This window comes from Streptomyces sp. NRRL S-1022 (genome assembly GCF_000720135.1).
GTDB lineage: Bacteria > Actinomycetota > Actinomycetes > Streptomycetales > Streptomycetaceae > Streptomyces.
On the sequence record NZ_JOIU01000006.1, the window covers coordinates 18,772 to 43,342 of the forward strand.

Annotated in this window: 20 protein-coding genes and 1 pseudogene; 6 read left to right on the top strand and 15 right to left on the bottom strand. The window is 73.2% G+C overall.

Going from position 1 to position 24,571, the window contains the following annotated elements; genetic code table 11:
• Positions 1-12 precede the first annotated feature (12 nt).
• Positions 13-624, bottom strand: a complete 612-nt coding sequence (locus tag IG05_RS0108160; protein WP_030340521.1) for a DNA polymerase ligase N-terminal domain-containing protein — start codon at positions 622-624, stop codon at positions 13-15.
• Between the two features lie 95 nt (positions 625-719).
• Positions 720-1,442 carry a YoaK family protein gene (locus IG05_RS0108165; RefSeq protein WP_063760073.1) on the bottom strand — a complete coding sequence of 241 codons (723 nt, stop codon included), beginning with the start codon at positions 1,440-1,442 and terminating at the stop codon, positions 720-722.
• A 251-nt stretch (positions 1,443-1,693) separates the two neighbouring features.
• Between IG05_RS0108165 and IG05_RS0108170 the strand changes: the two genes are divergently transcribed.
• The gene (locus IG05_RS0108170; protein ID WP_030340524.1) at positions 1,694-2,668 is read left to right on the top strand and encodes a TauD/TfdA dioxygenase family protein; all 975 of its coding nucleotides are present in this window, start codon (positions 1,694-1,696) and stop codon (positions 2,666-2,668) included.
• Positions 2,669-2,789: 121 nt separating this feature from the next.
• On the opposite strand, the gene IG05_RS0108175 is transcribed toward IG05_RS0108170, so the two are convergent.
• From IG05_RS0108175 to IG05_RS0108185, 3 genes are all read right to left on the bottom strand, one after another.
• Positions 2,790-3,821: an LLM class flavin-dependent oxidoreductase gene (locus IG05_RS0108175; RefSeq protein WP_030340526.1), complete on the bottom strand. Its 1,032-nt coding sequence runs from the start codon at positions 3,819-3,821 to the stop codon at positions 2,790-2,792.
• Between the two features lie 67 nt (positions 3,822-3,888).
• A complete protein-coding gene (locus tag IG05_RS0108180; RefSeq protein WP_030340528.1) occupies positions 3,889-5,391 on the bottom strand; it encodes a metallophosphoesterase family protein in 1,503 nt (500 codons plus the stop codon).
• Positions 5,392-5,719: 328 nt separating this feature from the next.
• Positions 5,720-6,535 (bottom strand): SAM-dependent methyltransferase, encoded by an 816-nt coding sequence (locus IG05_RS0108185; protein ID WP_030340530.1) that lies wholly within the window; start codon positions 6,533-6,535, stop codon positions 5,720-5,722.
• A gap of 286 nt (positions 6,536-6,821) precedes the next feature.
• Here IG05_RS0108185 and IG05_RS0108190 point away from each other — a divergent pair, with 286 nt between their 5' ends.
• Positions 6,822-9,221 (top strand): M4 family metallopeptidase, encoded by a 2,400-nt coding sequence (locus IG05_RS0108190; protein WP_030340531.1) that lies wholly within the window; start codon positions 6,822-6,824, stop codon positions 9,219-9,221.
• Positions 9,222-9,280: 59 nt separating this feature from the next.
• On the opposite strand, the gene IG05_RS0108195 is transcribed toward IG05_RS0108190, so the two are convergent.
• From IG05_RS0108195 to IG05_RS0108205, 3 genes are all read right to left on the bottom strand, one after another.
• Positions 9,281-10,480 carry a glycoside hydrolase family 64 protein gene (locus tag IG05_RS0108195; RefSeq protein WP_030340532.1) on the bottom strand — a complete coding sequence of 400 codons (1,200 nt, stop codon included), beginning with the start codon at positions 10,478-10,480 and terminating at the stop codon, positions 9,281-9,283.
• Between the two features lie 163 nt (positions 10,481-10,643).
• Positions 10,644-11,399, bottom strand: a complete 756-nt coding sequence (locus IG05_RS0108200) for a dienelactone hydrolase family protein (RefSeq protein WP_030340533.1) — start codon at positions 11,397-11,399, stop codon at positions 10,644-10,646.
• A gap of 337 nt (positions 11,400-11,736) precedes the next feature.
• Positions 11,737-12,357, bottom strand: a complete 621-nt coding sequence (locus IG05_RS0108205) for an L-threonylcarbamoyladenylate synthase (protein WP_030340535.1) — start codon at positions 12,355-12,357, stop codon at positions 11,737-11,739.
• A gap of 63 nt (positions 12,358-12,420) precedes the next feature.
• On the opposite strand from IG05_RS0108205, the pseudogene IG05_RS0108210 reads away from it, so the two are divergent.
• Positions 12,421-13,060 (top strand): annotated as a pseudogene (locus IG05_RS0108210) (MFS transporter); the annotation flags it as partial.
• Positions 13,061-13,348: 288 nt separating this feature from the next.
• On the opposite strand, the gene IG05_RS0108215 reads toward IG05_RS0108210, so the two are convergent.
• Both IG05_RS0108215 and IG05_RS0108220 read right to left on the bottom strand, forming a co-directional pair.
• Positions 13,349-14,581: a cytochrome P450 family protein gene (locus IG05_RS0108215; protein ID WP_030340538.1), complete on the bottom strand. Its 1,233-nt coding sequence runs from the start codon at positions 14,579-14,581 to the stop codon at positions 13,349-13,351.
• Between the two features lie 116 nt (positions 14,582-14,697).
• The gene (locus IG05_RS0108220) at positions 14,698-15,948 is read right to left on the bottom strand and encodes a serine hydrolase domain-containing protein (protein WP_030340539.1); all 1,251 of its coding nucleotides are present in this window, start codon (positions 15,946-15,948) and stop codon (positions 14,698-14,700) included.
• Positions 15,949-16,486: 538 nt separating this feature from the next.
• Here IG05_RS0108220 and IG05_RS0108225 point away from each other — a divergent pair.
• The gene (locus tag IG05_RS0108225; protein WP_234335792.1) at positions 16,487-16,696 is read left to right on the top strand and encodes a hypothetical protein; all 210 of its coding nucleotides are present in this window, start codon (positions 16,487-16,489) and stop codon (positions 16,694-16,696) included.
• A gap of 4 nt (positions 16,697-16,700) precedes the next feature.
• On the opposite strand, the gene IG05_RS0108230 is transcribed toward IG05_RS0108225, so the two are convergent.
• Positions 16,701-17,168, bottom strand: coding sequence for a hypothetical protein (locus IG05_RS0108230; RefSeq protein ID WP_030340543.1), 468 nt, complete (start codon positions 17,166-17,168; stop codon positions 16,701-16,703).
• Between the two features lie 337 nt (positions 17,169-17,505).
• Here IG05_RS0108230 and IG05_RS0108235 point away from each other — a divergent pair, with 337 nt between their 5' ends.
• Positions 17,506-18,855 (top strand): transaminase, encoded by a 1,350-nt coding sequence (locus tag IG05_RS0108235; RefSeq protein WP_030340544.1) that lies wholly within the window; start codon positions 17,506-17,508, stop codon positions 18,853-18,855.
• Positions 18,856-18,893: 38 nt separating this feature from the next.
• Positions 18,894-19,334 (top strand): Lrp/AsnC family transcriptional regulator, encoded by a 441-nt coding sequence (locus IG05_RS0108240; RefSeq protein WP_030340546.1) that lies wholly within the window; start codon positions 18,894-18,896, stop codon positions 19,332-19,334.
• Positions 19,335-19,359: 25 nt separating this feature from the next.
• Here IG05_RS0108240 and IG05_RS0108245 read toward each other — a convergent pair whose 3' ends face one another.
• From IG05_RS0108245 to IG05_RS0108260, 4 genes are all read right to left on the bottom strand, one after another.
• The gene (locus IG05_RS0108245) at positions 19,360-20,466 is read right to left on the bottom strand and encodes a PP2C family protein-serine/threonine phosphatase (protein ID WP_030340547.1); all 1,107 of its coding nucleotides are present in this window, start codon (positions 20,464-20,466) and stop codon (positions 19,360-19,362) included.
• A gap of 108 nt (positions 20,467-20,574) precedes the next feature.
• Positions 20,575-21,651, bottom strand: coding sequence for an alpha/beta fold hydrolase (locus tag IG05_RS0108250; RefSeq protein ID WP_030340548.1), 1,077 nt, complete (start codon positions 21,649-21,651; stop codon positions 20,575-20,577).
• 604 nt (positions 21,652-22,255) lie between these two features.
• Positions 22,256-22,819, bottom strand: coding sequence for a CGNR zinc finger domain-containing protein (locus tag IG05_RS0108255; protein WP_030340549.1), 564 nt, complete (start codon positions 22,817-22,819; stop codon positions 22,256-22,258).
• Positions 22,816-24,501: an ABC-F family ATP-binding cassette domain-containing protein gene (locus IG05_RS0108260; protein WP_030340550.1), complete on the bottom strand. Its 1,686-nt coding sequence runs from the start codon at positions 24,499-24,501 to the stop codon at positions 22,816-22,818. Before IG05_RS0108260 ends, IG05_RS0108255 begins: the two co-directional genes overlap by 4 nt.
• Between the last annotated feature and the right edge of the window lie 70 nt (positions 24,502-24,571).

Genomic DNA, 24,571 nt, shown 5'->3' on the forward strand with positions numbered 1-24,571 from the left:
GTGGTGCCGCCGTCACCCCCGGCCGGCCTGCGCGGCCACCTGGGCCAGGGTGCGCCCGGTCCGCACCGAGCGGGCCCGCCGCGGATCCGGGGTGCCGTGCCCGTCCGAGCGCGCCGGGCCCTTGCGCACCAGCAGCCAGGCCTCCTCCCCGTCCGAGCCGTCCCGGAAGCGGGTGAGGGCGTACTCACCGTGCAGCTTGCTGCCGTGCAGCCGGAAGGAGGCGTGCCCGCGCTCCAGGGACTCCGCGAAGTCCACCGGGCGGCCCCGGCGGTCGTGGCTGAGCGGCTCGTACGTCCCGCGGTCCCACACGATCACCGTGCCGCCGCCGTACTCGCCCTCCGGGATGACGCCCTCGAAGTCCTCGTACTCCAGCGGATGGTCCTCGGTCGGCACCGCCAGCCGCTTGTCGCCGGGGTCGGTGGACGGGCCCTTGGGCACCGACCAGGACTTCAGGACGTCCCCGACCTGGAGCCGGAAGTCGAAGTGCATCCGCCGCGCGTCGTGGATCTGCACCACGAACCGGGGTGCGCCGCCCCCGGCCGCGGGAGCCCGCCCCGACGGCTCGCGGGTCCGCCCGAAGTCGCGCTTTCCCCGGTACGTCCCCAGCCGGTCCTCCGCTGCCATCCGCGGCTCCCTCCCGTACGTCCGCCTCGTGCGCCCCCGGGTACCCCGCCTCCCGGCCCACCGTGCCGGACCCGGTGCTGTCCGAGGGCGGTCGCTCACCGGACACGTGCCGACTCCGGCGGCGGCCGCAGCCGCCGGGCCCCCCCGTACAGGGCGGCGACACAGCCCGACAGTCCCGCCACGCACACCAGGGCCGGTCCGGGACCCAGCCGCAACAGCAGGGCGCCCACGACCCCGCCGACGAACACCCCGATCACGGTCGCGGCGCGTCGCGCCCGTGCCGGCACCGGCTCCCGGGGCACGGCCGAACGCCCCGGCAGGACGTCCGCGAGCAGCTTGACCATGGTGATCTGCAGCACCGTGGTCGGCATGTCCGGTACGCGTGCCTGCACCATGACGCGACTGCGCCACCCCATGGCAGCCGCGAGCAGGGCGACGGCCACGGCCGTGACCGGCTCCGACGGGGCGTGCCGCCCGCTCGTGCCGACGACCACCAGTCCGGCGAGCAGCACCGTCACGGTCTCCGCGGTGACGGCCGGCACGAACCACCGGCGTCCGCGACGGTCGAGCCGCGAGACGACCGCGTGGGCGGCCGCGGCCCCGACGGCGAAGGCGGCCAGGGCCTCGGCGGGGCGGGCGACCGGTGTCCCCGCCCGCACCGCCCCGAACCCGAGGAACAGCACATTGCCGGTCGTCAGCGCGGCGAACGCGTGCCCCAGCCCGAGAAAGGTGACGGCGTCGATCGAGCCGGCGGTCACGGTCAGCGCGAACAGCACGACGGCGATCCGGACGTGCTGGTGCGTCGGTTCACTGTTCACGCCGTCCACCGATCGGCCGCTCGGCAAGGGACCGGCCGGCGCCCGGAGCGGTCCGCCGCACCGGCGCGCAAGCCGAGTTCATCCTGCGGTCGGCCGCCACCGCCCGCATCCGGTGCTGAGCCGACCGGCCCGCCCGGGACCTCCCGGCCGCCCGGCCGTGTGCCGACCACGGAGATACGGGAGTTCGCCGTCCGAGCCCCGCGGGTGTCACGATCCCTCCGGTAGCGGTACGGACGAGCACCGGAGGGCGCATGACGACCGACAGGGTGGCCGGGGACGGGACGGAGCGCGTCGCGGGCGTGGAGGTGACACCGGTCGCCGGGCACATCGGCGCCGAGATCACCGGCGTGGACCTCGCGGGGCCGCTGGAGGACGCGGTGGTGGCCCTGATCCGGCGGGCCGTGCTGCGCTGGAGGGTGGTGTTCTTCCGGGGGCAACGCCTGGACCACGCGGGGCACGTCGCCCTCGCCCGCCGCTTCGGCGAACCCGTCGTCCTCGGCCGCCGGGGCAGTGCCTCGCCGGCCGGCTTCCCCGAGGTGGAGACCACGGCGGACCGGCTGGAGCTGGGCGGCCGGTTCGGCATGGAGCACGCGGAGTGGCTGGACCGGCGGCGGCACACCCTGCTGCGCGGCTGGCACTGCGACCACGGCGCCCGGATCGACCCGCCGGCCGCGACGATCCTGCGCGCCGAGACCGTCCCGCCCTACGGCGGCGACACCACCTGGGCCAACCTGGCCGCCGCCTACGCCGGACTGTCCGCCCCGGTGCGCGCCTTCGTGGACGGGCTGCGCGCCGAGCACCGGCTCGGCGTCGGCTACCAGCCCCGGCCCGGCGACGACGCGTACGTCCGCCATCTGCTGGACCACCAGGTGGCCTCCGTCCATCCGCTGGTGCGGGTGCACCCGGAGACGGGCGAGCGGGTGCTGTTCGTCAACGGCTACTACCTGGGGCGGATCACCGGCGTCTCCCGTCCGGAGAGCGCGGCCCTGCTGGAGATGCTGCTGGAGCAGGCCGTCCGCCCCGAGTACACGGTCCGCTTCCGCTGGGCGCCCGGCAGCGTCGCCTTCTGGGACAACCGGGCCACCGTGCACCTCGCCCCGAGCGACCACGCGCACGTGGGCGCTCCGCGGATCATGCACCGGGTGATGCTCGCGGGGGAGGTGCCCATGGGCGTGGACGGCAGGCCCTCGGAGGCGGTCGTCGGGACGGAGCCGGGACGCTGGTGACGGAGCCGGGACGCTGGTGACGGCCGGCGGGCGCGCCCACGGCACGGGCGCCCGCCGTGCCGGCCGGCCGGCACGGGACCAGGCGGCGAGGCGGCGCGGGACGAGGCGGTGAAGGCGGCGCTCAGTCCGCCGCAGGCCGCCATCCCAGCGCCGGACCCAGCTTCGTCGCCATGTCCGTCAGGATCTGGACGTAGTCCTCGTGCCCGAAGGTGAACGGCAGCGCGAACGCCACCTCGTCGACCTCGCGGAAGGCGGCGTGCGCGTGGAGGCGTGCGGCGATCTCCTCCGAGGTGCCGACCAGGTCCGGGGCGAACAGCAGGCGCGCCGGGCCCTGCGGGGAGGCCGTGCGGGGCAGGCGCTCGGCCGCGTACGCCGCGTACCTGGCACGCTGCTCCGGGCTCGCCGAGTCGGTGGGGATCACCACCAAACCCTGGGAGACGCGGGCCGACTCGCCGTCGGGGTGGTGGGCCCGGAACTCCCGGACGAGGGACAGCTGGATCTCGGCGAAGTCCGGCGGCCCGTCGCCGTCCCCGGCCCTGACGACACTGCTGGTCAGGAAGTTCATCCCGTGCTCGCCGGCCCAGCGGGCCGAGCCGAGGCTGCCGCCGCCGTACCACAGCCGCCGGCCGAGCCCGGGGGAGTGCGGCTGGACGACGTCACTGAACACCTCGAAGCCCTCCACCCCGCTGAAGTCGGTGGCCGGCTTGCCGCGGACCAGGGCCAGCAGCCGCCGTACCCGCTCGTACCCGAAATCCTCCGCGTCCCCGGTGTCCGGGTAGAGGGCGTCTCTGACCTGCTCGTAGTGCATCGGCGGACCCACGCTGACGCCCGGGTTCAGACGGCCGCCGGACAGGATGTCGACCGTCGCCAGGTCCTCGGCGAGCCGCAGCGGGTTCTCCCAGCCGAGCGGGATCACCGCCGTGCCCAGCTCGATCCGGCGGGTGCGCTGCGAGGCGGCGGCCAGGACGGCGACCGGGGACGAGATGCCGTACTGCAGGTGCCGGTGGCGGACCCAGGCGCTGTCGAAGCCCAGCCGCTCGCCCAGTTCGATGATCTCCAGCGTGGACTCGTGGCCCCGGCCCGGGTCCGCCGCGTCGAACAGGCCGATGGTGAGGAAACCCAGCTTGCGCAGCGGGCGGGGGGTGGACGGCACGGGCTCCTCCAACGGCTCTACGTCGGCTCCGCCTTGATTCTCGCAGGCGAGTGTGACAACCGTGTGATCACTTCAGCGGGATGACGACCTCGTCCTCGACCGGCGGATCGAGTTCCTGCGCGCGGTTGCCGGTCGCGGCGAAGCAGCGCAGCCGGACCGCGTCCGGGCCGACGTCCAGCCGCAGGAAGCACTTGAAGAACGGCGGGCTGTAGGTGGCGGACGACGGCGAGAACAACCGGGTGTAGACCTTGCGCACGGGCAGCCGGAACCGGGCGGCACGGTCCGGGCGGCGGCCGGTCCCGAGGAGGCCCGCGACCAGGCGGACCCGGCGGGTGACCCGGGTGCCGGCGGCGGGCGCGCGGGTCGGCTCGATGCCGAGGCGTGCGGCGACCACGGCGGTCGCCTCCGCCTCGGTCAGGGTGAAGAAGCGGCGCAGCCCGAGCCGGCGGCCGTAGAGCCGGCTGTAGAAGGCGAGCGAGTCGCCGCGCAGCGGGTAGCAGCGGAAATCGCGTTCGGTGACGCCGCCGACCGACACCCGCGGGATGGTGTGCGTGGCGTGCATGAACGCGCCGCCGCCGCCCGCGACGACGTACTGGACTATGCGACCGCCGACATCGACCGGATAGCGCTGGTAGTTGTGGATGTCGCCGCCGATCGCGGCCACGTAGTGGTGCTCGGGCGCCCGTACGACGTCGTCCACCGTGCCGCCGCCCTCGATGGGGCAGGGGTGGTGCTCGCCGTCGACGTACAACGGGGATCCGGTGACGAGGATCTTCGGCCGGGGGCCCCGCGAGACCTCCCGCAGCCAGGCGCCCTGTTCGGCGTCGATCGTGCCCAGCAGGCCGGTGTCGATCCCGACGATCCGCACCGGGCCCGCGTCGATCGCCCAGTACGGCCCGGGCTGTTCGGCCTGCTGGCCCGGCGCCGACCGCAGTGTCCGCGCCTCCGCGAGCCGTTGTCCGTCGGTGGGGCGCGGCCGGTGCCACAGCAGGGAGCGCCACCAGGCAGGGGTGAGCGGGCGGGGCCGCGGCTCCGGGCCGAGCGGCGGGGTGTCGGCGCAGAAGACGCGCATGAACGCGCCGAGATCCTCGTACCAGTCGTGGTTGCCCGGAACGGCGTAGATCGGCGCGGGATAGTCCTGGTAGGGGCGGAAGAACTTGCCGTGGTAGTCGTCGGCGGCGCCGACGGGGTAGATGACGTCACTGGCGATCACCGCGAAGTCGGTGCCCTGGCTCTCCTTCAGGAAGCCCGGGACGACGGCGTACTGGGGGTCGTCCCCCTCGCCGGTGTCCCCTATGACCATGAAGGAGAACCGCTCCGGCACCTCCCGCCGGATCACCTTGTCGGCGGGCGCCCCCGCCGCCGCGCGCCGGGCCACCCAGCGGCTGCGGGTACGGCCGGTCGGGTCCCCGAACCAGGACGCCAGCACGCCGTTGCGGGCGGCCCACAGGATCCGGGGGTTCAGCCACGACAGCTTCTCGACGTGGCCGGGCATCAGCCGTTTGTAGGAGCCGGGTTCGGCCGCGCCCCAGCCGGCGCCCTGGGCGGTATCGCGTGAGGATTCAGACACGCGGTGCACGGTAACAACGCGCAGGCCGGAAACGGGCTGCCGGGGCCGCACCCGGCGCGCGGCCGCCCGGCGGGTTCGATCAAGGCGGCCGCCGAGTCCGGCACGACGCGGCCGGCGGCGACGGGGAAGGGGCTGGGCGCGATCTCTCGGCGAGAGCGGAGCAGTTCCGCAGCCGGTTCGAGGACCTCGCGGCGGGCCGAGCCGGTCGCGGGCGGCGCGCAGCGGCTCCGCCGGCCGGCCCGGCTTCGTCGCGAGGCCTGCCGACAGGGCGCGCGCCGCCGTTCCCGGTCTGCCCCCGGCGGGCCATCCGCACGGTCCCCGGCGTCGCTCACGGCTTCCGCGCCAGGCCCCCGTGCTCGGCGACGATCTCCGGGGCGGGCGAACCGGGCTCAGGGCGCCAGCAGGTGACCGGCACGACGCCGGGCTCGACGAGCTCCAGTCCGTCGAAGAACGAGGTGATCGCCTCGACGGTGCGCAGGTTGTACGGGACGGCACCGCTGCTGTTGTAGGCCTCCTGGGCCTGCTCGAAGACCGGGTCGATGCCGAGCGACCCGTCGTTGACGAAGAGGTAACTGCCCGAGGGCAGCGCGCCCATGAGCCGGTCCACGATGGAGCGGGCCTGGTCGTGGTCGGCGACGTGGCCGAGGATGTTGCTCAGGATGAGCGCGGTGGGCCGGCTGAGGTCCAGCGTCTCGGCGGCGGCGGCGAGGATGCGGTCCGGGTCCGTCACATCGGCGTCGATGTAGGCGGTCGCGCCTTCGGCGGAGGAGTACAGCAAGGCCCGGGCGTGGGCGAGGACCATGGGGTCGTTGTCGACGTACACGATCCGTGCCTCGGGGGCGAGCCGCTGGGCCACCTCGTGGGTGTTCTCGGCGGTCGGCAGGCCGGTGCCGACGTCCAGGAACTGCCGGATGCCCGCCTCCCCGACGAGGTACCCGATGCCGCGGCGCAGGAAGGCACGGCTGCCGCGGGCGATGGCGACGATGCCGGGGAAGACGGCGGTGTACGCGTCGCCCGCCTGCTCGTCGACGGGGTAGTTGTCCTTGCCGCCGAGCCAGTAGTTCCAGATGCGGGCCGAGTGCGGCACCGACGTGTCGATCCTCTGGAGCGCGGTCCGCTCGGGCGTCGTGGCCGGATCGGTCATGAGTCGTGTCCCTCTTTCAGCCAAGGCGTGAAGTCAGCCACGGCCCAACCTATGCCGAACCCCAGCCCCACGCCTCCCTGTTCGGGTCCTCGGACGGATAGGGAAAACCCTCGATTGACCCGCCGCACGGTGACATGACTCGGTCAATGCTGCCATTCTCACCACGCTGATCCACCCCACCGGAGCACGGATCACCGCCCCGCACAGCTCAGCTCACCCGGGCAGCAGACCCCTCTGCCCGTCTGTCACCGGCCGCCGATCGGCGGCCGCAGCAGGAGGAGTACGAGTGAGACCCCACAGATCCCTTCCCCACAAGGGAGCCACGGTCGGAGCAGCCCTGCTCTCCACCGCGGCCTTCCTCGCCGTCGGCCTCCAAGCGGTCCCGGCGACCGCCGCCCCGGCCGCGGCACACCCCAGCCCGCTGCGCGCCGGCGGTCTGGCGGCCAAGCTCAGCCCGGCCCAGCACCAGGCGCTGATCAAGAGCGCCCGGCAGCACACCGCCACGACCGCCCGCAGCCTCGGTCTCGGCGCGCAGGAGAAGCTGGTCGTCAAGGACGTCGTCAAGGACAACGACGGCACCCTGCACACCCGTTACGAGCGCACCTATGCCGGGCTGCCCGTGCTCGGCGGCGATCTCGTCGTGCACACCCCGCCCGCCTCGCTGGCCAAGGGGACGGTGAGCACCACCTTCAACAACAAGCGCACGATCAAGGTGCGCTCCACCACCGCGACCGTCAGCAAGGCCGCCGCCGCGACCAAGGCCCTGAAGGCCGCGAAGACCCTGCACGCCGAGAAGGCCACCACCGACAGCGCCCGCAAGGTGATCTGGGCCGGCACCGGCACCCCGAAGCTCGCCTGGGAGACGGTGATCGGCGGCTTCCAGGACGACGGCACGCCCAGCAAGCTGCACGTCGTCACCGACGCCACCACCGGCAAGGAACTGCACCGGTTCCAGGCGGTCGACACCGGCATCGGCAACACCCGGTACAGCGGCCAGGTCACGCTGACGACGACCCAGTCGGGCTCGACCTACACGCTGAACGACGGGGCCCGCGGTGGTCACAAGACGTACAACCTGAACCACGGCACCTCCGGCACCGGCACGCTGTTCTCGCAGAGCAGCGACACCTGGGGCGACGGCACCAACTCCAACGCCGCCACCGCGGGCGCCGACGCGCACTACGGCGCCGCGATGACCTGGGACTTCTACAAGAACACCTTCGGCCGCAGCGGCATCCGCAACGACGGTGTCGCGGCCTACTCCCGCGTCCACTACGGCAACGCCTACGTGAACGCCTTCTGGGACGACACCTGCTTCTGCATGACCTACGGCGACGGGTCGGGCAACAACGACCCGCTCACCTCGCTGGACGTGGCCGGCCACGAGATGAGCCACGGTGTCACCTCGAACACCGCCGGCCTGGAGTACAGCGGAGAGTCCGGCGGCCTGAACGAGGCCACCTCCGACATCTTCGGCACCGGCGTGGAGTTCTACGCCAACAACTCCACCGACGTCGGTGACTACCTCATCGGCGAGAAGATCGACATCAACGGCGACGGCACCCCGCTGCGCTACATGGACAAGCCGAGCAAGGACGGCGGTTCGGCGGACAGCTGGTACTCCGGCGTCGGCAACCTGGACGTGCACTACTCCTCGGGCCCCGCGAACCACATGTTCTACCTGCTGTCCGAGGGCAGCGGCACCAAGGTCATCAACGGCGTGACCTACAACAGCCCGACCTCCGACGGCGTCGCCGTCACCGGCATCGGCCGCGACGCCGCGCTGAAGATCTGGTACAAGGCGCTGACGTCGTACATGACGTCCAGCACCAACTACGCCGGCGCCCGCACCGCCGCCCTCAACGCCGCCGCCGCGCTGTACGGCACCAACTCCACGCAGTACGCGGGGGTGGGCAACGCCTTCGCCGGCATCAACGTCGGCGGCCACATCAACCCGCCGGCCAGCGGGGTGACGGTCACCAACCCGGGCAGCCAGTCCGCCACCGTCGGCACCGCCGTGAGCCTGCAGATCCAGGCGAGCAGCACCAACAGCGGCGCCCTGACCTACAGCGCCTCCGGTCTGCCGGCCGGCCTGTCGATCAACAGCTCGACCGGTCTGATCACCGGCACGCCCACCACGGCGGGCACCTCCAGCACCACCGTCACGGTGAAGGACTCCACCGGCGCGACCGGCACCGCCACCTTCGGCTGGACGGTCAGCACGACCGGCGGCGGCTGCACCTCCACCCAGCTGCTGAGCAACCCCGGTTTCGAGTCGGGCAGCACCGGCTGGACCACGACCAGCGGCGTCATCACCACCGACAGTGGTGAGGCGGCCCACAGCGGCTCCTACAAGGCCTGGCTGGACGGGTACGGCTCCTCGCACACCGACTCCGCGTCCCAGTCGGTGACGATCCCCGCGGGCTGCAAGGCGACCCTGACCTTCTACCTGCACATCGACACCGCCGAGACCGGCAGCACTCAGTACGACAAGCTGACGGTGACCGCCGGTTCGAAGACCCTCGCCACCTACTCGAACGTCAACGCGGCCTCCGGCTACACCCAGAAGACCTTCGACCTGTCCTCGCTGGCGGGCCAGACGGTCACGCTGAAGTTCAACGGCGTGGAGGACTCCTCGCTGCAGACCAGCTTCGTCGTGGACGACACCGCCCTGACGACCGGCTGAGCAACTCGGGAACGCCGCGGTCCCGCACCCCGCTCCCCGGGGTGCGGGACCGTGCCGTGTCAGCTGAGCGGGTCCAGCGTCAGGTACGCCTGCTGCGGGCTGCCGTCGTGCACGAGGGACTCCTGGTTGCCGACGTCGTCGAAGGCGAACGCGTACGCCTTCCCGTCGGCCATCTGCGCGTGGATCTTGCGCGCGTAGTGGTTGGTCACCGTGTCCTGGTAGAAGTTCGCCGTCGTGGTGTCCGGCTGGTTGGGGTTCACCAGCAGGGTCGACCGGTTGAAACCGGCGCACAGCGTACGGGAGATGGGACCGCGGACGTTGTCGTTGGGCGCGTCCAGCAGCTTGTGGCAGCCGAAGATGCTGGACGCGTCGGGCTTCTGGAAGCTGGTGACGACCGCGCCGGAGGAGTTGGTGAAGTTCATGACGTTCCCGGAGACACGGCCGTAGTACTTCGTGTTCGGCTGGTCCGCGAACGGCGTGACGGTCAGCGTCGAGGTCGTGTACTTCTGCCAGACCCGGTTGACGTAGTCGTCCATCACGTTCGCCGGCAGCGCGCCGGTCTCCACCCCGTACAGCGGCGACAGCGCCCGCAGCACGGTGCCGTCGGAACGGGTCTGGATCAGGCCGGCCCAGCCGCCCGGCTGTCCGCGCAGCGCGTTGAAGAAGCCCGTCCAGCCACCGGACTTCAGGTGCCCGGTGCTGCTCACACCGCCGTCGGCCCGCTGCACGCCGACCGCGTACGGCGCCGAGAACATGTCCACCTGGGTGCTGTTGAGCCACAGTCCGGAGTCGTTGAGCGTGTACTCCGACCAGTTGAAGAGGATGTCCCGGTTGGGGTCGGAGGGGTTCTGCACGGCCGGCTGGACCAGTCCGCCGGTGGTGAGTCTGAAGTCCAGTTTCCGGCCGTAGGAGAAGTAGATCCGGCCGGAGAACTTCGGGATGCGGATCGTCTTGGACTGCCCGGCGGCCGGACCGGGTATCGCCGCGTCCGGCGCGGGCGTCGGCGGGTTACCGCCCGCCGGCCACGCGTGGAAGACGCCGTTCGCGTCGGCCCAGCCCTGCTGTCCCGAGGACAGCTGGGTGCCGAGGTCGTAGACGTAGACGGGCTCGGAACGGCCCGAGTTGTTGGTGATCTTCAGTGGGATGGTGTCGGGGACGGCGGCCTGCGCGTGGTCCGGCGCGGCGAGGGCGAGCAGACCGCCGAGCAGGGCCGTGGCGGCGGTCAGGGGCAGCGCCCGGCGGGTGAGCCTGTGAGGCACTCTCCACCTCCGTGTGGGGTCGGGGTCGTACGGAATTGGTCCGTACCTGTTTGAGAGCGCTCTCAGAATTGCGGCCAAGATGCGTTCATGTCAATGACATACGCAGGAAACGCGGAACCGGACCCTCCCGGCGCCCACCGGTCGCGGGCGCCGGGACCCGGCGTCAGAAGGTGCGCCCGAGCAGGTCCAGCAGCGCGGCCCAGTGCCGTTCGGCAGCCTCCGGGTGGTAGGCGGTGGTGTCCGCCTGGGTGTAGCCGTGCCCGGCGCCGGGGTACACCTCGCAGGTGTGCCGGACGCCCGCGGCGGTCAGGGCCTCCTCGAAGCGCGCGATCTGCTCCGGGGGCAGCGACGGGTCCTCGTCGGCGTGCCCGAAGTACAGCTCCGCGGTGATGTTGCGGGCCTCCAGGTGCGGGCTGTCCACGTCGTCGGTGGCCAGCTGCCCGCCGTGGAAGCCGGCCGCCGCCGCGACCCGGTCCGGGTGGGCGCCGGCGGTCCACAGCGCGAGCCGGGCCCCCATGCAGTAGCCGGTCAGCGCCACCGGGCCGTCGGTCGTGAGCGGGCTGTCGGCCAGCCAGCGCAGATAGGCGTCCGAGTCCCGCTTGATCCGGTCCGGGGTCAGGGCGGCCAGGATCGGGCCGATCCGCTTCCAGATGGTCGGGTCGGCGCCGGGGTCGATGAACTCGGGCAGCTCCACGACCGGCGCGCGGCCGTGGCGGTAGAAGACGTTCGGCACCAGCACCGTGTAACCGGCGCCGGCGAGCCGGTCGGCCATCGCCCGCAGGTGCGGGCGCAGGCCGTAGGCGTCCTGGTAGAGCAGGACGGCCGGACGGGGGCGGCCGTCGGCAGGGTGCGCGAGGTAGGCGTCGGCGACGCCGTCCTCGGTGGGGATGTCGACGGCGGTCGCCTGGACATCGGTCATCGTGAGAAGGCCCTCCCTCGGGGATGGGCGGCGGGCGGCGGATGCCTGCCCGGCGCCGCGGCTACGGCCATGCTGCCACGCCCCGCACGGACCCCCGCCCCCGGCATACCGCCTGGTCACCCGATACGGCCGGGGTCTTCGGCGTCCCGGCACCACCTACGGCCCGACACCCGCCCGCTCCCTGATGTCTTGCCGGCCGCGCGGGGTGGCCGGTTTCCCGGGCGGCCCGCCTGCTTCTCGGGACGGCCGGTGTTCTCGGCGTCCCGCCCGGGGACCGGAAGCGGCCGGGACCTCCGGTATTGCGTTGCCCGGCCGGAGTGGCCGGTGTGCCGTTCGTTCACTCGAAGCGGTCGGTGTCGCCCGCGCCCCGCCGGACGATCTCGGCCTCGCCGCCGGAGAAGTCGACCACCGTCGTCGGCTCGGTGCCGCACTCCCCGGAGTCGACCACCGCGTCCACCACGTGGTCGAGACGGTCCTTGATCTCCCAGCCCTGGGTCAGCGGCTCCTCCTCGTCCGGCAGCAGCAGTGTGCTCGACACCAGCGGTTCGCCCAGCTCCTCCAGCAGCGCCTGGGTGACCACGTGGTCGGGGATGCGCACGCCCACGGTCTTCTTCTTCGGGTGCTGGAGCATGCGCGGCACCTCGCGGGTGGCCGGCAGGATGAACGTGTAACTGCCCGGCGTCGACGCCTTCACGGCCCGGAACACGTCGTTGTCCACCCGGACGAACTGGCCGAGCTGCGCGAAGTCCCGGCATATCAGTGTGAAGTGGTGCCGGTCGTCCAGCCGGCGGATGGAACGGATCCGGTCCATGCCGTCCCGGCTGCCCAGCCGGCAGCCGAGCGCGTAGCAGGAATCGGTCGGGTATGCGATGAGCGCCCCCGAACGGACGGCGTCGGCGACTTGGCCGATGCTGCGCGGTTGCGGGTTGTCGGGGTGCACGTCGAAGTACTTCGCCATCCGCAGAGCTTATGCCGTCCGCAGCCGCGAGGCGCGCAGCCGCAGCACCCCTGCCCCTGATACCTGAGCCTCGCCTCACTCGTCGCGTCCCCGCTCGGCGCCGCCCTGACCCAGCGCTTCGGCGCCCGCTTCCGCATGCCGCTCGGCATGCTCCTCCAGGGCGCGGCCTGCTTCACCATGCCCGCCTGGTCCGGCGACTCCCCGTACGCCACCATGTGGCCGCCGTTCGTCGCGCTCGGCCTCGCCGTCGGCATGGTGCTGTCCGCCTCCTCGGACGCGATCGTGGGCGACGCGCCGGTACGGGACGGCGGCGTGGCCGGCGGCCTCCAGGCCACCACACTGCAGATCGGCGGCGCCCTCGGCACCTCCGTGCTGGTCTCCGTCATCAGCGCCCGCGTCGGCGCCACCCTGCGCACCGAGCTGACCGGCGCGGGCGTCCCGCGGGCGCCGGCCGGGCAGCTCGCCCAGGCCAAGGACGCGGTCGCGATGGGTGTCGCGCCCGTCTCCCCGGCGATGCCGGACACACTCGGCTCCGCCGTGGGGCAGTACCCGCGCCTTCATGAACGGCGTGCACGCCTCCGCGGTCGTCACCGGCGTCCTCTGCCTCCTGGGCGCGGCGCTCGCGGCGGCGGGGATGCGGGGAGAGGTACGACAGCCGAGGCGGAGTGAGGGGAGTGCGCGGCGTGTCCGCCGGGTTGGCTGAAAACATTCCCTCGCCCGTCCCGTCGGCTCGCCGCACGAAACCCTCCCCGCCAGCCTCTACCCGCCTCATCGCGCTATCCGCTGCCGTTGCTCGAATCGGCTTGTTCTCTCCGGTGTACGGCCTGGATTCCCGGGCATCCGACCTGTGAGCCGCCCAGGGCCCTCCCCCCGCCCCGGGCGCGGCATCTCCGCCGGCGGCCGATCCCCCCCCCAGGCCGCCGGCGGAGCCTTGTCCGCCGGTGCCGGCCCGTACGGCGCCCGGACCCGGACTCGCCGGACTTCCCGGACTTCAGCCCTCCAGCCGTACCGGGATCTCCTGCCAGCCGTGGGCGATGAACGACGGCACGTGGCGCAGTTCGCCGGCCGGGACGGCCAGCCGCATCGCGGGAAAACGGGAGAACAGGGCGGGCAGCGCGGTCAGTGCCTCCAGCCGGGCCAGCGGAGCGCCGACGCAGCGGTGCACCCCGATGCCGAACGCCAGATGGTCCTCGGCCGCCCGGGCCGCGTCGAAGACGGCCGCGCCGGGACCGTAGTGCGCCGGGTCGAGCCCGGCGGCGGCGTACGTCGTGATGATCGCGTCCCCGGCCGGAATCGTCACGCCCCCCACCGTCAGTTCCGTCACCGCGAACCGCAGTGGCAGCGCGGCGATGGACGGATGCACCCGCAGCGTCTCCTCGACCACCGCCTCCCAGTCCACCGCTCCCGCGCGCACCGCCGCCAGCTGCTCCTGGCCGGTGAGCAGCGCGACCACGGCGTTGCCGATGAGGTTGACGGTGGTCTCGAACCCCGCGCCGACCACCAGGAGCAGGGTGTGCAGCAGCTCCTCGTCCGAGAGCCGGTCGCCGTCCTCGTCCCGCACCCGGATCAGCTCCGTGGTGATGTCGTCGCCGGGGTGGGCCCGCCGGTGCTCGATCAGGGCCCCCAGCACCGTGCCGATCCGCTCGTGCACCGACGCCGCGTGCTCGGGGCCCGGGTCGGAGGTGTCCATGACGTCGGCGATGAGACGGGCCGTATCGGGCCGCAACTCCTCGGGCACTCCGAGGAGTTCGCAGATCATCCGCATCGGCAGGGGATGGGCGAACCCGGTCCGCAGATCGACCGTGCGGCCCCCGGCCCCCGCTGCCTCCAGCGCGGCCAGCAACTCGGCCGTGAGGGCGGCCACCCGGGGGCGCATCGCCTCGGTGCGCCGGCGGGTGAAGCTCGGCGCCACCAGTTTGCGCAGCCGGGTGTGGTCGGCGCCGTAGGTGGAGAGCATGCTCACCACGCCCACCCAGTTCGCCATCCAGTGCCAGGACGGGTGCCGGTCCAGCTCCGGCCACAGCCGCCAGTGCCGACGTGCGTCCTTGCTGACGCGGGGGTCGAGGATCAGCTCCCGGAGGACGTCGTAACCCGTGGGCGCCCAGGCGGGGATGCCGCCGGGCAGTTCCACGGGGACGACGGAGCCGAGGGCGCGCAGCCGGGCGCTCTCGGTCACGAGGTCGGAGCCGAAGGGGTCCAGGGCGATACGGTCGGTGTCGGTCACGACGGTCTCCAGACGGTCGGCCTCTCACGAGTCGGTCCCTGACCAATACACCGCGTCAACAGCCGTGCGCACCCCGTGTTCGCACACATGGCCTGAAAACCGGCCGAGTCGGCGCCTTACCGGGCCGCCGGCTCGGCCGGCAGGTCGAACACGTGCCGAGGGGAGATGATCCGGGTGATCGCCTGGCCGAACAGCGTGCTGGGTTCCTGGCCGTCCTGGCCGATGTCGGTGTTCAGGAGCACCACGAGGGTGGTCCTGGTCGCCGGGAGGTAGATGGTCAGCGACTCGTAGCCGGGCAGGGAGCCGTTGTGGCCGATCCAGCCGTGCACGTCGAAGATGCCGAGCCCGTAGCCGACGCCCGGGATCGGCGTCGCCGGTGTGACGAGGCGCTGCCGCTGCGTGGCGCGGCTGATCAGCCGCTTGCCGTCGGGGAGTTCGCCGGTCGCCACCGTGGGCGCCCAGGTGCGCAGATCGTCCAGGGTGGAGTACATCGCCCCGGCCGCCCAGCCCCAGGACGGGTTCCAGCCGGCGGTCTCGGCGACCTTGCCGTCCGCCGTCTGGTCGGTGTAGCCCTGCGCGTGCGGGCGGGGGAACCGGCTGCCGCTCGGCAGGGACGTGTCCTTCATGCCGGCCGGGTCGAGGACGTGCTGCTTGAGATAGGCCCCGAGCCGCTGACCGCTCAGCTTCTCCACGACCAGCCCGAGCAGGATCAGGTTCGTGTTGCAGTAGGAGAACTTCCGGCCGGGCTGGAACAGCACCGGGTGCCGGAAGGAGTAGGCGAGCAGCTGCTGCGGGGTGAAGGGGCGCCGGGGGTCGGAGGTGAGCGCCTTGAAGAAGCCGTCGTCCTCGGAGTAGTTGAACAGCCCGCTGCGCATGCCGGCGAGCTGGCGCAGGGTGATCCGGTGGCCGTTCGGTACACCGCCGACGTACCGGTCGATCGTGTCGTCCAGACCGGCCTTCCCCTGGTCGACCAGTTGCAGCAGCGCCGTCACGGTGAACGTCTTCGTCTCGCTGCCGATGCGCAGGTACAGGTCCGGGGTCATCCTCCGGCCGGTCGCCTTGTCGGCCACGCCGAACGAATGCACGTAACCGGGCTGTCCAGGCGTCCAGATGCCGACGGTCGCGCCGGGCACGTTCGCCTCGCGCATCACCCGCCGCACGGACGCGTCGAGCCGGCGTGCCACGTCGGTGGAGAGGCGCCGGACGTCCGGCTCGGACGGCGACGGTCCGGGCGGTCCGGGCCGGCCGGCGGTGAACGCGGCCGGTACGGCGGCCGGTGCCGCTCCTGCCGTGACCGGCGCGAGCAGCGCGCCGGCCAGAACGGCGACCACCGCCCCCCGGTGCAGGCGTACGGACGTAGGCGACATGGGCGGGCTCCAAGCATGCGGGAGGAGACCGTGCGCGGGGTGCGCGTCGGAGCCCGGACCTTGCCCGCAGGGCCGTTCCGGCAGGCCTTCGAGCAGGCTCTTTCCGGCAGGACCTTCCCAGCATAGGAGCGGCACGCACCCGGCGCGCGCCGACCGGAGGACACCGCCCGGGGCCGGAGGGCACCGTCCGGGGCCGGAGGAACCGGGCCGGCCCGGGGTGACGGGACGGCCCCCGGCACACCGGGGCTCGGCCGGTGACTCCCGTCCTGTCCGCGCGGGCGAGGGCGGGCGGCGGGGCCCGCCCGAGGCGCCGGGGCCGGCCGGCGCGGCAGATCGGCAGCCGGACGGGGCGGAGACAACGATGCCTGCCGGCGGGCGGAGAGAACGATGCCCGCCCGTGCGACGGGCCGCCTGTGCGCGAGCGGACCGACATGCTTGTCCGACAGGCGGAACGCCTCGTTCGGGGGATGGCCTCACCCGACCCGGTGAGCGGGCCGCGCGGGGCGTACCGGCCGCGGGCCCCCGGCGTTGCCCCGGCATGAACCGCTTGGACTGGATGGACCGGATGGAGCGCATGGACCGGATGCGCGGGCTGCACCGGGTGGACCGCACCCGGGAGCCGATCTACGCCGGGCTCGTCGCGGAGTGGCGGGCGCAGGGACGGACCGTCCCGGCGGAGCCCGAGGGGCTGTGGTCCGTCCTCTCCGGCCTCACCCTCGACACCCGGCGCGAGCCCGAGCACCTGTGACCGGCTACCGCCCGCACAGCGGCGCGAGCACCGCCAGTGTGCCGTTGGCCTGCTGCAACGCGTCCTCCAGGGGACCGGGCGCATGGAGCGTGCCGGCGCCGTCGGGCGGGACGAGCCACTCCAGGGAGCGGGCGGGCCGGTACGGCGGCGGTACGGCGACCCAGGAGCCCTTCGTCGCGTAGCGCAGCCCGGCGCCCACCCAGCCCCCCGACGGGTCGGGCGGCAGGAAGAAGCCGACCCGGCCCGCCGCCGTGTCCACCAGTGTCGGTCCCGGCACTGGCAGGGCCGGCCGCCACAGCAGGTCCAGGGTGAGCAGTCCCAGCCGGTCGGGGACGCTCAGCACGTCCCAGAAGCGGCCCGCCTCCAGCAGTGCGTAGCCCTCCCCGTGGTCCCATTCCCATTTGCAGGCGCGCGGGTCGGCCGACGCCGCGGCCAGCCACTCCACGCCCCGCATCCACATCGTGTTCGTCATGCACAGCTCCGGGTGTCCACGCTCGCCTGCCCGAGCGCAGGGAACGGCCGTGACCGGGCACGTCGCGCTTCGCGCGCCAACCCGGCATATGCATCGTTGTAGATATTTCTACGTGACGGAAGGGGTGGCGAACCCTGGCGTTTGAGCCGGGGCGTTCGAACTCCGCGTACCGGTTCGTCAGTTGAGGACGGGCACGCGTCACCCGTCCGTGGTCGATCACCGCAGTGACGCCTGATTCAACTGTCCACGCAATCGAATCACGCGTGAAGCATTGAAAGAGTCCACTTTTCGATCGTAGGCTCAGGGCATTCCATCACCGTTCCCGTCGAGGTGTTTCATGGACCGCACGCGTCTGCACGCCCTTCTGGCCCGCGAGAGCGCCGAGGCCGAACGCCGGAACCCGCGCTCCCGCGCGGCCTACACGGGCGCCGAACACCTCTTCGGCCGGGTGCCGATGACCTGGATGAACAAGACCGCCGGCGGCTTCCCGCGCTACCTGGCCGAGGCCCGCGGCGCCCGCGTCGGCGACGTCGACGGGCACACGTACATCGACTTCTGCCTCGGCGACACGGGCGCCATGGCCGGCCACTCACCCGCGCCCGTCACCGAGGCGGTCCACCGGCGGTTCGCCGAACTGGGCGGGGCCACCGCCATGCTGCCCACGGAGGACGCCGAGTGGGTCGGCGCCGAACTGACCCGCCGGTTCAGGCTGGCCCGCTGGAGCTTCTCGCTCACCGCGACCGACGCCAACCGCTGGGCGATCCGGCTCGCCCGCGCCGTCACCGGCCGGCCGAAGATCCTGGTCAACAGCTACTGCTACCACGGCAGCGTGGACGAGTCGCTCATCGTCACCGGCCCCGACGGCTCCGGGACGCCCCGCCCCGGCAACGTCGGCGCACCCTGCGACGTGACCCTGACCAGCAGGGTCGCCGAGTTCAACGACCTCGCCGGGCTGGAGCGGGAGCTGGCCCACGGTGACGTCGCCGCCGTGCTGATGGAGCCCGCCCTCACCAACATCGGCATCGTGCTGCCCGAACCCGGCTACCTGACGGGCGTCCGCGAACTGACCAGGCGGTACGGCACCCTGCTGATCAACGACGAGACCCACACCTTCTCCGCCGGTCCCGGGGGCTGCACCGGCGCCTGGGACCTGGCACCCGACCTGCTCACCATCGGCAAGGCCATCGGCGGCGGCATCCCGGCCGGCGCCTACGGACTCTCCGCCGAACTCGCCGAGCGGTTGCTGGCCCGCGGTGACCTGGACCTCGTCGACATGGGCGGCGTCGGCGGCACCCTCGCCGGCAACGCCCTGTCGGTGGCGGCCACCCGGGCCACCCTCGAACACGTACTGACCGACGAGGCGTTCGCCCGGATGGGCAGCCTCGCCGAGCGCTTCGAGGCGGGCGTCCGGACCGGCTTCGAAGCGCACGGGCTGCCCTGGTCGGTCAGCCGGCTCGGCGCCCGCACCGAGTACCGTTTCACCTCCCCGGCCCCGCGCACCGGCACCGAGTCGGCGGCGGCCTCCGACCCGGAACTGGAGGACTTCCTGCACCTCTACCTCGCCAACCGGGGCATCCTGCTCACCCCGTTCCACAACATGGCGCTGATGTGCCCGGACACCACCGAGCAGGACGTCGACACCCACACCGAGGTGTTCGCCGCCGCCCTCGCCGAACTGGCCGGCTGAGCACCGGCCGGGGGAAGGAACCGCGGGACGTGAAGGACATGGACGAGATCGACCGGGCCATCCTGCGCGAGCTGCAGACCGACGGCCGTATCGCCTACGCCGACCTCGGCCCCAGGGTCGGCCTGTCGGCCTCGGCGGCCCGGCAGCGCCTGCAGCGCCTGCTGGACTCCAGGGCGGTGCAGGTGGTCGGCGTCACCGACCCGATGGCCATGGGAGGCCAGGCCATGGCGCTGCTCGGCATCGGTGTCGACGGTGACCCGCGGGCCGTCGCCGACACCCTGGCCGAGCGCCCCGAGGTCGTCTACTCGGTGCTCACCTCGGGCGGCTTCGACCTGTTCGCCGAGGTGGTCGCTCCCGGTCCCAAGGCGCTGCTCGACTTCGTCAACGACGTGGTCCGGCCCGTCGAGGGCGTCCGCGAGATCCGCTCCTTCCCGTACTTCGGCATCCACACCCATCGCTTCCTGTGGGACGTGGGCTGACCGGCGGGGGAAAAGCAGGGCCGGGTCAGCGGGCCGGTGGCTCGGGCGCCAGCACCAGGATGGTCGCGTCGTCACGGACCGTGTAGTGCCGCCGCAGCAGGTCCGCCCACACCGCGGCGGGCAGCTCGGCGGACGGGACGGGGGCCAGGGCGGCCAGCCGCTCCGGCAGCGGGTAGAAGGTGCCGGCGGCGTCGCGCGCCTCCCAGACGCCGTCGGAGGCCAGGAAGACCCGGTCGCCCGGACCGAGCGGCACGGTGACCTCCTTCGGCCGGTCGAGGTCGAGGAGCCCGATGCCCAGCGGCGGACCCGGCGCGACGCTCACCTCCCGCGCCTGGTCCCCGTGCAGCAGCACCGGCGCCGGATGACCACAGGCCACCACCCGCATCGCGGTGGAACCGGCGGCGAACTCCAGCAGCAGGGCCGTCGCGAACAGCTCCGCGTGCCGTACGTCCGCCGAGTCCACCGCGAGCCGGCGGTCCAGCCGGGCCGCCACCGATTCCAGGTCGGGCTGGTCGAGCGCCGCCTCCCGGAACGCGCCCAGCAGCGACACCACCGTCGCGACCGCCGACAGCCCGTGCCCCTGTACGTCCCCCATCACCGCGCGCACCCCGTGCGGCCCGTGCCGTACGTCGAAGAAGTCACCGCCCACCAGCGTCCCGTCCTGCGCGGCCCGGTAGAAGGCCGCGCAGCCGACCCGCCCGACCCGCTCCGGCAGCGGCGGCAGCACGGCCCGCTGCACCGCCTCGCCGATCGCCCGTTCGGTGTTCAGCTGGGCGTCCCGGCGGCTGCGCACGTAGGACACGAACACGCTCAGCGCGGCCACGAACACGATGGTGAGCAGATCGGTGTCGCCGGGTCGGTTCAGATGCGTGGCCGGCACGTTCAGCACCACGATCACGCCCACCCCGAGCAGACCCGTGGCCGCCGGACCGTACGACAGGACCGCCAGCGGCGGGATGGCCCCCAGCAGGAAACCGAGATCGTGCGCGTCGGGCGTGACCAGCGTGGCGGAGCCGACGGCCACGAGCAGCAGCACGGGCAGCACCCGTACCCACCACGGCGGTGGCGCGCCCCGCAGCCAGCCGCGATCCTCCAGGTGCCCGCGCGACGCCCAGCCGCGCACCGATACCACATCCCCAAGCTACGCCGCCGACGGAACCCTCCGCGCGCAGAACGTGCAGCCACCGGCCCGCCGGGCCGGCCCGCCCCGGGCAGCCGGGGAACGTCACGTGCGGGGGGTTCACAGGCGGGCGGCGTCGACGACGGCCCGGGCGAAGGTGCCGGGCGCCTCCTGGGGCAGGTTGTGGCCGACGTCCGCGATGGTGCGGTGCTCGTAGGGGCCGGTGAAGTGGCCGCGGTAGGCGGAGCCGTCACCGGGCGGGGTGAAGGGGTCGAGGGCGGGGTCGAGAGTGATGGCCGGAACGTGGATGGGGGGCTGCGCGGCGAGCTGCTTCTCGTAGCGCTCGTAACGGCGGTCGCCCTCGACGAGACCGATGCGCCAGCGGTAGTTGTACAGGACGATGGCGGCGTAGTCGGGGTTGCGGAAGGCCTGCGCGGTGCGCTGGAAGGTGGCGTCGTCGAAGTCCCAGGTGGGGGAGACGAGGGTCCACACGTAACGGCACAGGGCGATGCGCTCGTCGACGTTCTCCATGGCCTGCTTGCCGCGCTCGGTGGCGAAGTACCACTGGTACCACCAGTTGTGCTCCACGGCCGGGGCGGCGGGCGTCGACTGCGCCTTGAGGTCGGTGATGACGTAGCCGGTGGTGGAGACCAGGGACGTCACGCGTTCCGGCCACAGCGCGGCGATGATGTCGGCGGTGCGCGAGCCCCAGTCGAAGCCGGCGAGCGCGGCTTTCTCGATCTTGAGAGCGTCCATCAGTGCGAGGATGTCGAGCGCGATCGCGGACTGCTCGGCGGTGCGCGGAGTGTGCCGGGACAGGAAGCGGGTGCTGCCGTGGCCGCGCAGGTACGGGACGATGACGCGGTAGCCCAGGTCGGCGAGGAGCGGGGCGACGTCGACGTAGCTGTGGATGTCGTAGGGCCAGCCGTGCAGGAGGATGACCACCGGGCCGTGCGCGGGTCCGTCCTCGGCGTAACCGATGTCGAGGACACCGGCCTTGACCTGCTTCAGCGTGCGGAATCCGGTGTGGGTGCCGGGGGAGATGCCGGGTACGGCGGGGGCGGGCGTGCCGCCCGGCGGCCGGGAGGCGGCCGCGCCCGGGGCGGCGGACGCGCTGCTCTGCGGAACGGACAGCGATGCCGCGGCCGCGCCGGTGCCCAGGCCGACGGCCTTGCCGAAGGTACGTCTCTTGATCATCTGAACCCTCCGTCGTGTGTTCTCCGATGACCGGTCCGCACCCGGGAACCTCCGCTCCCTCCCCGGTGCGGGATGACCCCGGCTGGTGGCGTGTCGACTCTCGCACACAGTCCGTCACCCGTCAAACAGGTGACGCACGATATTCGCCCACCAGCCGGGGCCGGGCCACCGGTGGGCCGGCGCGTGTGTGCCGGGCAGTCCGCGGCGCCCGCCGGCCTCGGCCCACTCCCTCGTCTCCGTGGTACGCCTCGCCGGTCTCCAGTGCCATGGTCACGGCCCGGGCGCCGAGCAGGAGCCGGCGCGGCGGGTTGCCGTGGCGGGTCGTCCTGGTGGGCTGCCGTGGCGGGTCGTTGTGGCGGGCGACGCCGGCCACCGGCCTCGCCCCGGCCTCGCCCCGCCCAAGGTTCTCCCTCTCCCCGGTCCTCGGGGGGGCGTCGATCAGGCCGCCGCCGGGGACTCGCCCGCGCAGGCTACGGACCGTGGGGGCCCGGCTTCCTCCGACGGCTCACCGGAGATGACCGCCCACGGTGCCGGAAGCGCCTGGCGCCGGGATGCGCCTGTCGGGCCAGGCGGGCGCCGCGCCGTGCCCTCCTCGGGCGTCGCGTCAGTGCTCCGTGGCGGCAGGGGAGGTCTTCTTGCGGGCCCGGTAGGCCGCGGCCTTGATCTTGTTGCCGCAGGACTCCATGCCGCACCACTGCCGCCGCATGCCGCGGGAGCGGTCGATGTAGACCCGCGTGCACTCCGGGTTGCCGCACTCCTTGAGGAGCGGGACGTCCGGCCCGCTGAGCAGCTCCACGGCTTGCCGGGCGACGGTGGCCAGGGCCTGCCCGGGGGTCGCCTCGGTGTGCCGCCCGTGCAGGGTGAGCTGCGGCGTCGCGGGCGTCTTGCGCGCGGCACCGTTGACCACGGCGAGCGCCTCGCGGTCGAAGTCCTCGCCGAGCCGCCGGCTGGTGACGAGCCGGTACAGGGCCTCGCGGACGGCGATCGCCTCCCGGACGTCGTCTTCGTGGCCGGGCGTGATCGAGTCCACGAGCCCGGACTCCACGTACCAGGCGTTGAGCCGCTCCGGCGTCACGAACATCTCGAACCGTGCCGAGCGTCGCGCGCGGAGGGTCGCCACGAAGTCCAGGGCCGGATGCCCGCACACGAAGACATGGTCAAGGTTCACATCACCATCTTGACGGGTGACTGTCGTCGAGTGCAAGCATCGTCACCGCTCGGACCGGTGAGACCTTGTTCCAGTCGGACTTCACGGCCCTGCCAGCGCTTCCGCAGCCAGCGGTCGTGGCTCGCGACGACGATCGCGCCCGGGCCGGGGCCGAGCGCGGCCTCCAGCTCGTCGCACAGGGCGGGGGACAGGTGGTTGGTGGGCTCGTCGAGCAGCAGCAGCCGGGGCGGCCGTGCCACCAGCAGGGCCAGCGCGAGCCGCCGGCGCTGCCCCACGGACAGCTGCCCGACCGGTTTGCCCAGGTCGGCCTCGTGCAGCAGGCCGAGCGAGGTCAGCGGCACCATCTCGGCCCGTTCGGCGCCCAGCGCCTGCTCGTAGGTGTCGCGGACGGTGCGGCCGGGCCGGCCGAACACGGTGTCCTGGGTGAGCAGCCCGACCGTGAGAGGGCGCCGCCTGCGCACCTCGCCCTCGGCCGCGAGACGTCCGGCGAGCACGGCGAGCAGCGTGGACTTGCCGGTCCCGTTCCCGCCGGTGACCAGCAGCCGGTCCGTCGCCGTCACGTCCAGAGCGCCGAGCGCCAGACGGCCCGGCACCCGGACGTCCCGCAGGGACACCAGCGGCTGCGTGCCCTCCTGGGCCGGCGCGGCCGGCTCCCCGGCGGTGAACCGCAGCGGCCGGGGCGGCTCGGCCACCCGGGTGCGCTCCAGCTCCTCCAGCCGCCGCGTGGCGTTGCGCACCCGGCGGGAGATCTGGTTCTGCACCCGGCCCGCCCGGTGGCCGTAGCCCATCTTCTCGTGGTCGCGCCGCTCCCGGCCGGGCGCGAGGCGGTGCGCGGTCACGCCCGCCGCGTGCCGCAGTTCCGCCAGTTCTCGCAGCTCCTCGGCATACCGGCGCTCCCAGCGTGCCCGCTCGGCCCGCTTCTCGCCCAGGTAGGCGCTGTAGGTGCCGCCGAAGCGGACCGGACCGTCCGCCGCGGGGTCGAGGTCGATCAGATCGGTGCAGACGGCGTCCAGGAACGCCCGGTCGTGGCTGGCGACCAGCACGGTCCCGGCCAGGCCGCGGACCTGCTCCTCCAGGAAGCCGGCGGCAGCGTCGTCGAGATGGTTGGTCGGCTCGTCCAGCAGCAGCGCCGACGGCCTGCGTACGAGCAGCGCGGCCACCGCCAGCCGGCCGCGCTGTCCGCCGGACAGCGAGCCGAGCGTGCGGTCGTGCCCGAGCGCGCCGAGGCCCAGGCCGTCCAGCACCAGCGCCGCTCGGCGGCCGGCGTCCCAGGCCTGACGGTCCTGGGCCTGTTCCAGTCGCCTGCCGTAGGTGTCGAGGAGGTCCGCATGACCGGGGTCCCCCTCCGGGACGCGGGCCAGCTCCTCGCCGAGCCGCTCCAGTTCCGCGAGGTCCTCGCGGGACTCGCGCAGCGCGTCGTCGAGCACCGCGGCGACGGTCGAACCGGCGTCGAAGGGCATCTCCTGGTGCAGGAAGCCGAGGTCCCCGGGGCGCGTGACGCTCCCCGAGTCGGGGGTGTCCACGCCGGCCAGCACCCGCAGCAGGGTGGACTTGCCGACGCCGTTCTCGCCGATCAGGCCGATGCGGTGGCCGGGGGAGGCGGTCAGGGAGACGCCGTCGAGGACGCGCCGGCCTCCCAGGACGCGGACGAGGTCGTGGGCGAGCAGAGCGGGTCGGGGCACAGGAATCCGTCCAGGGTGGTCGGTGGCCGGCCCGCCGGGCACACGGCCTCGGTCGCGGGCCACTGCACAC

What these genes read in the sequence shown, in the direction of transcription:
- IG05_RS0108160 (WP_030340521.1), bottom strand. Translation starts at nt 624, where the DNA reads ATGGCAGCGGAGGACCGGCTGGGGACGTACCGGGGAAAGCGCGACTTC.
- IG05_RS0108170 (WP_030340524.1), top strand. Translation starts at nt 1,694, where the DNA reads ATGACGACCGACAGGGTGGCCGGGGACGGGACGGAGCGCGTCGCGGGC.
- IG05_RS0108185 (WP_030340530.1), bottom strand. Translation starts at nt 6,535, where the DNA reads ATGACCGATCCGGCCACGACGCCCGAGCGGACCGCGCTCCAGAGGATC.
- IG05_RS0108200 (WP_030340533.1), bottom strand. Translation starts at nt 11,399, where the DNA reads ATGACCGATGTCCAGGCGACCGCCGTCGACATCCCCACCGAGGACGGC.
- IG05_RS0108205 (WP_030340535.1), bottom strand. Translation starts at nt 12,357, where the DNA reads ATGGCGAAGTACTTCGACGTGCACCCCGACAACCCGCAACCGCGCAGC.
- IG05_RS0108220 (WP_030340539.1), bottom strand. Translation starts at nt 15,948, where the DNA reads ATGTCGCCTACGTCCGTACGCCTGCACCGGGGGGCGGTGGTCGCCGTT.
- IG05_RS0108225 (WP_234335792.1), top strand. Translation starts at nt 16,487, where the DNA reads ATGAACCGCTTGGACTGGATGGACCGGATGGAGCGCATGGACCGGATG.
- IG05_RS0108230 (WP_030340543.1), bottom strand. Translation starts at nt 17,168, where the DNA reads ATGACGAACACGATGTGGATGCGGGGCGTGGAGTGGCTGGCCGCGGCG.
- IG05_RS0108235 (WP_030340544.1), top strand. Translation starts at nt 17,506, where the DNA reads ATGGACCGCACGCGTCTGCACGCCCTTCTGGCCCGCGAGAGCGCCGAG.
- IG05_RS0108240 (WP_030340546.1), top strand. Translation starts at nt 18,894, where the DNA reads ATGGACGAGATCGACCGGGCCATCCTGCGCGAGCTGCAGACCGACGGC.
- IG05_RS0108250 (WP_030340548.1), bottom strand. Translation starts at nt 21,651, where the DNA reads ATGATCAAGAGACGTACCTTCGGCAAGGCCGTCGGCCTGGGCACCGGC.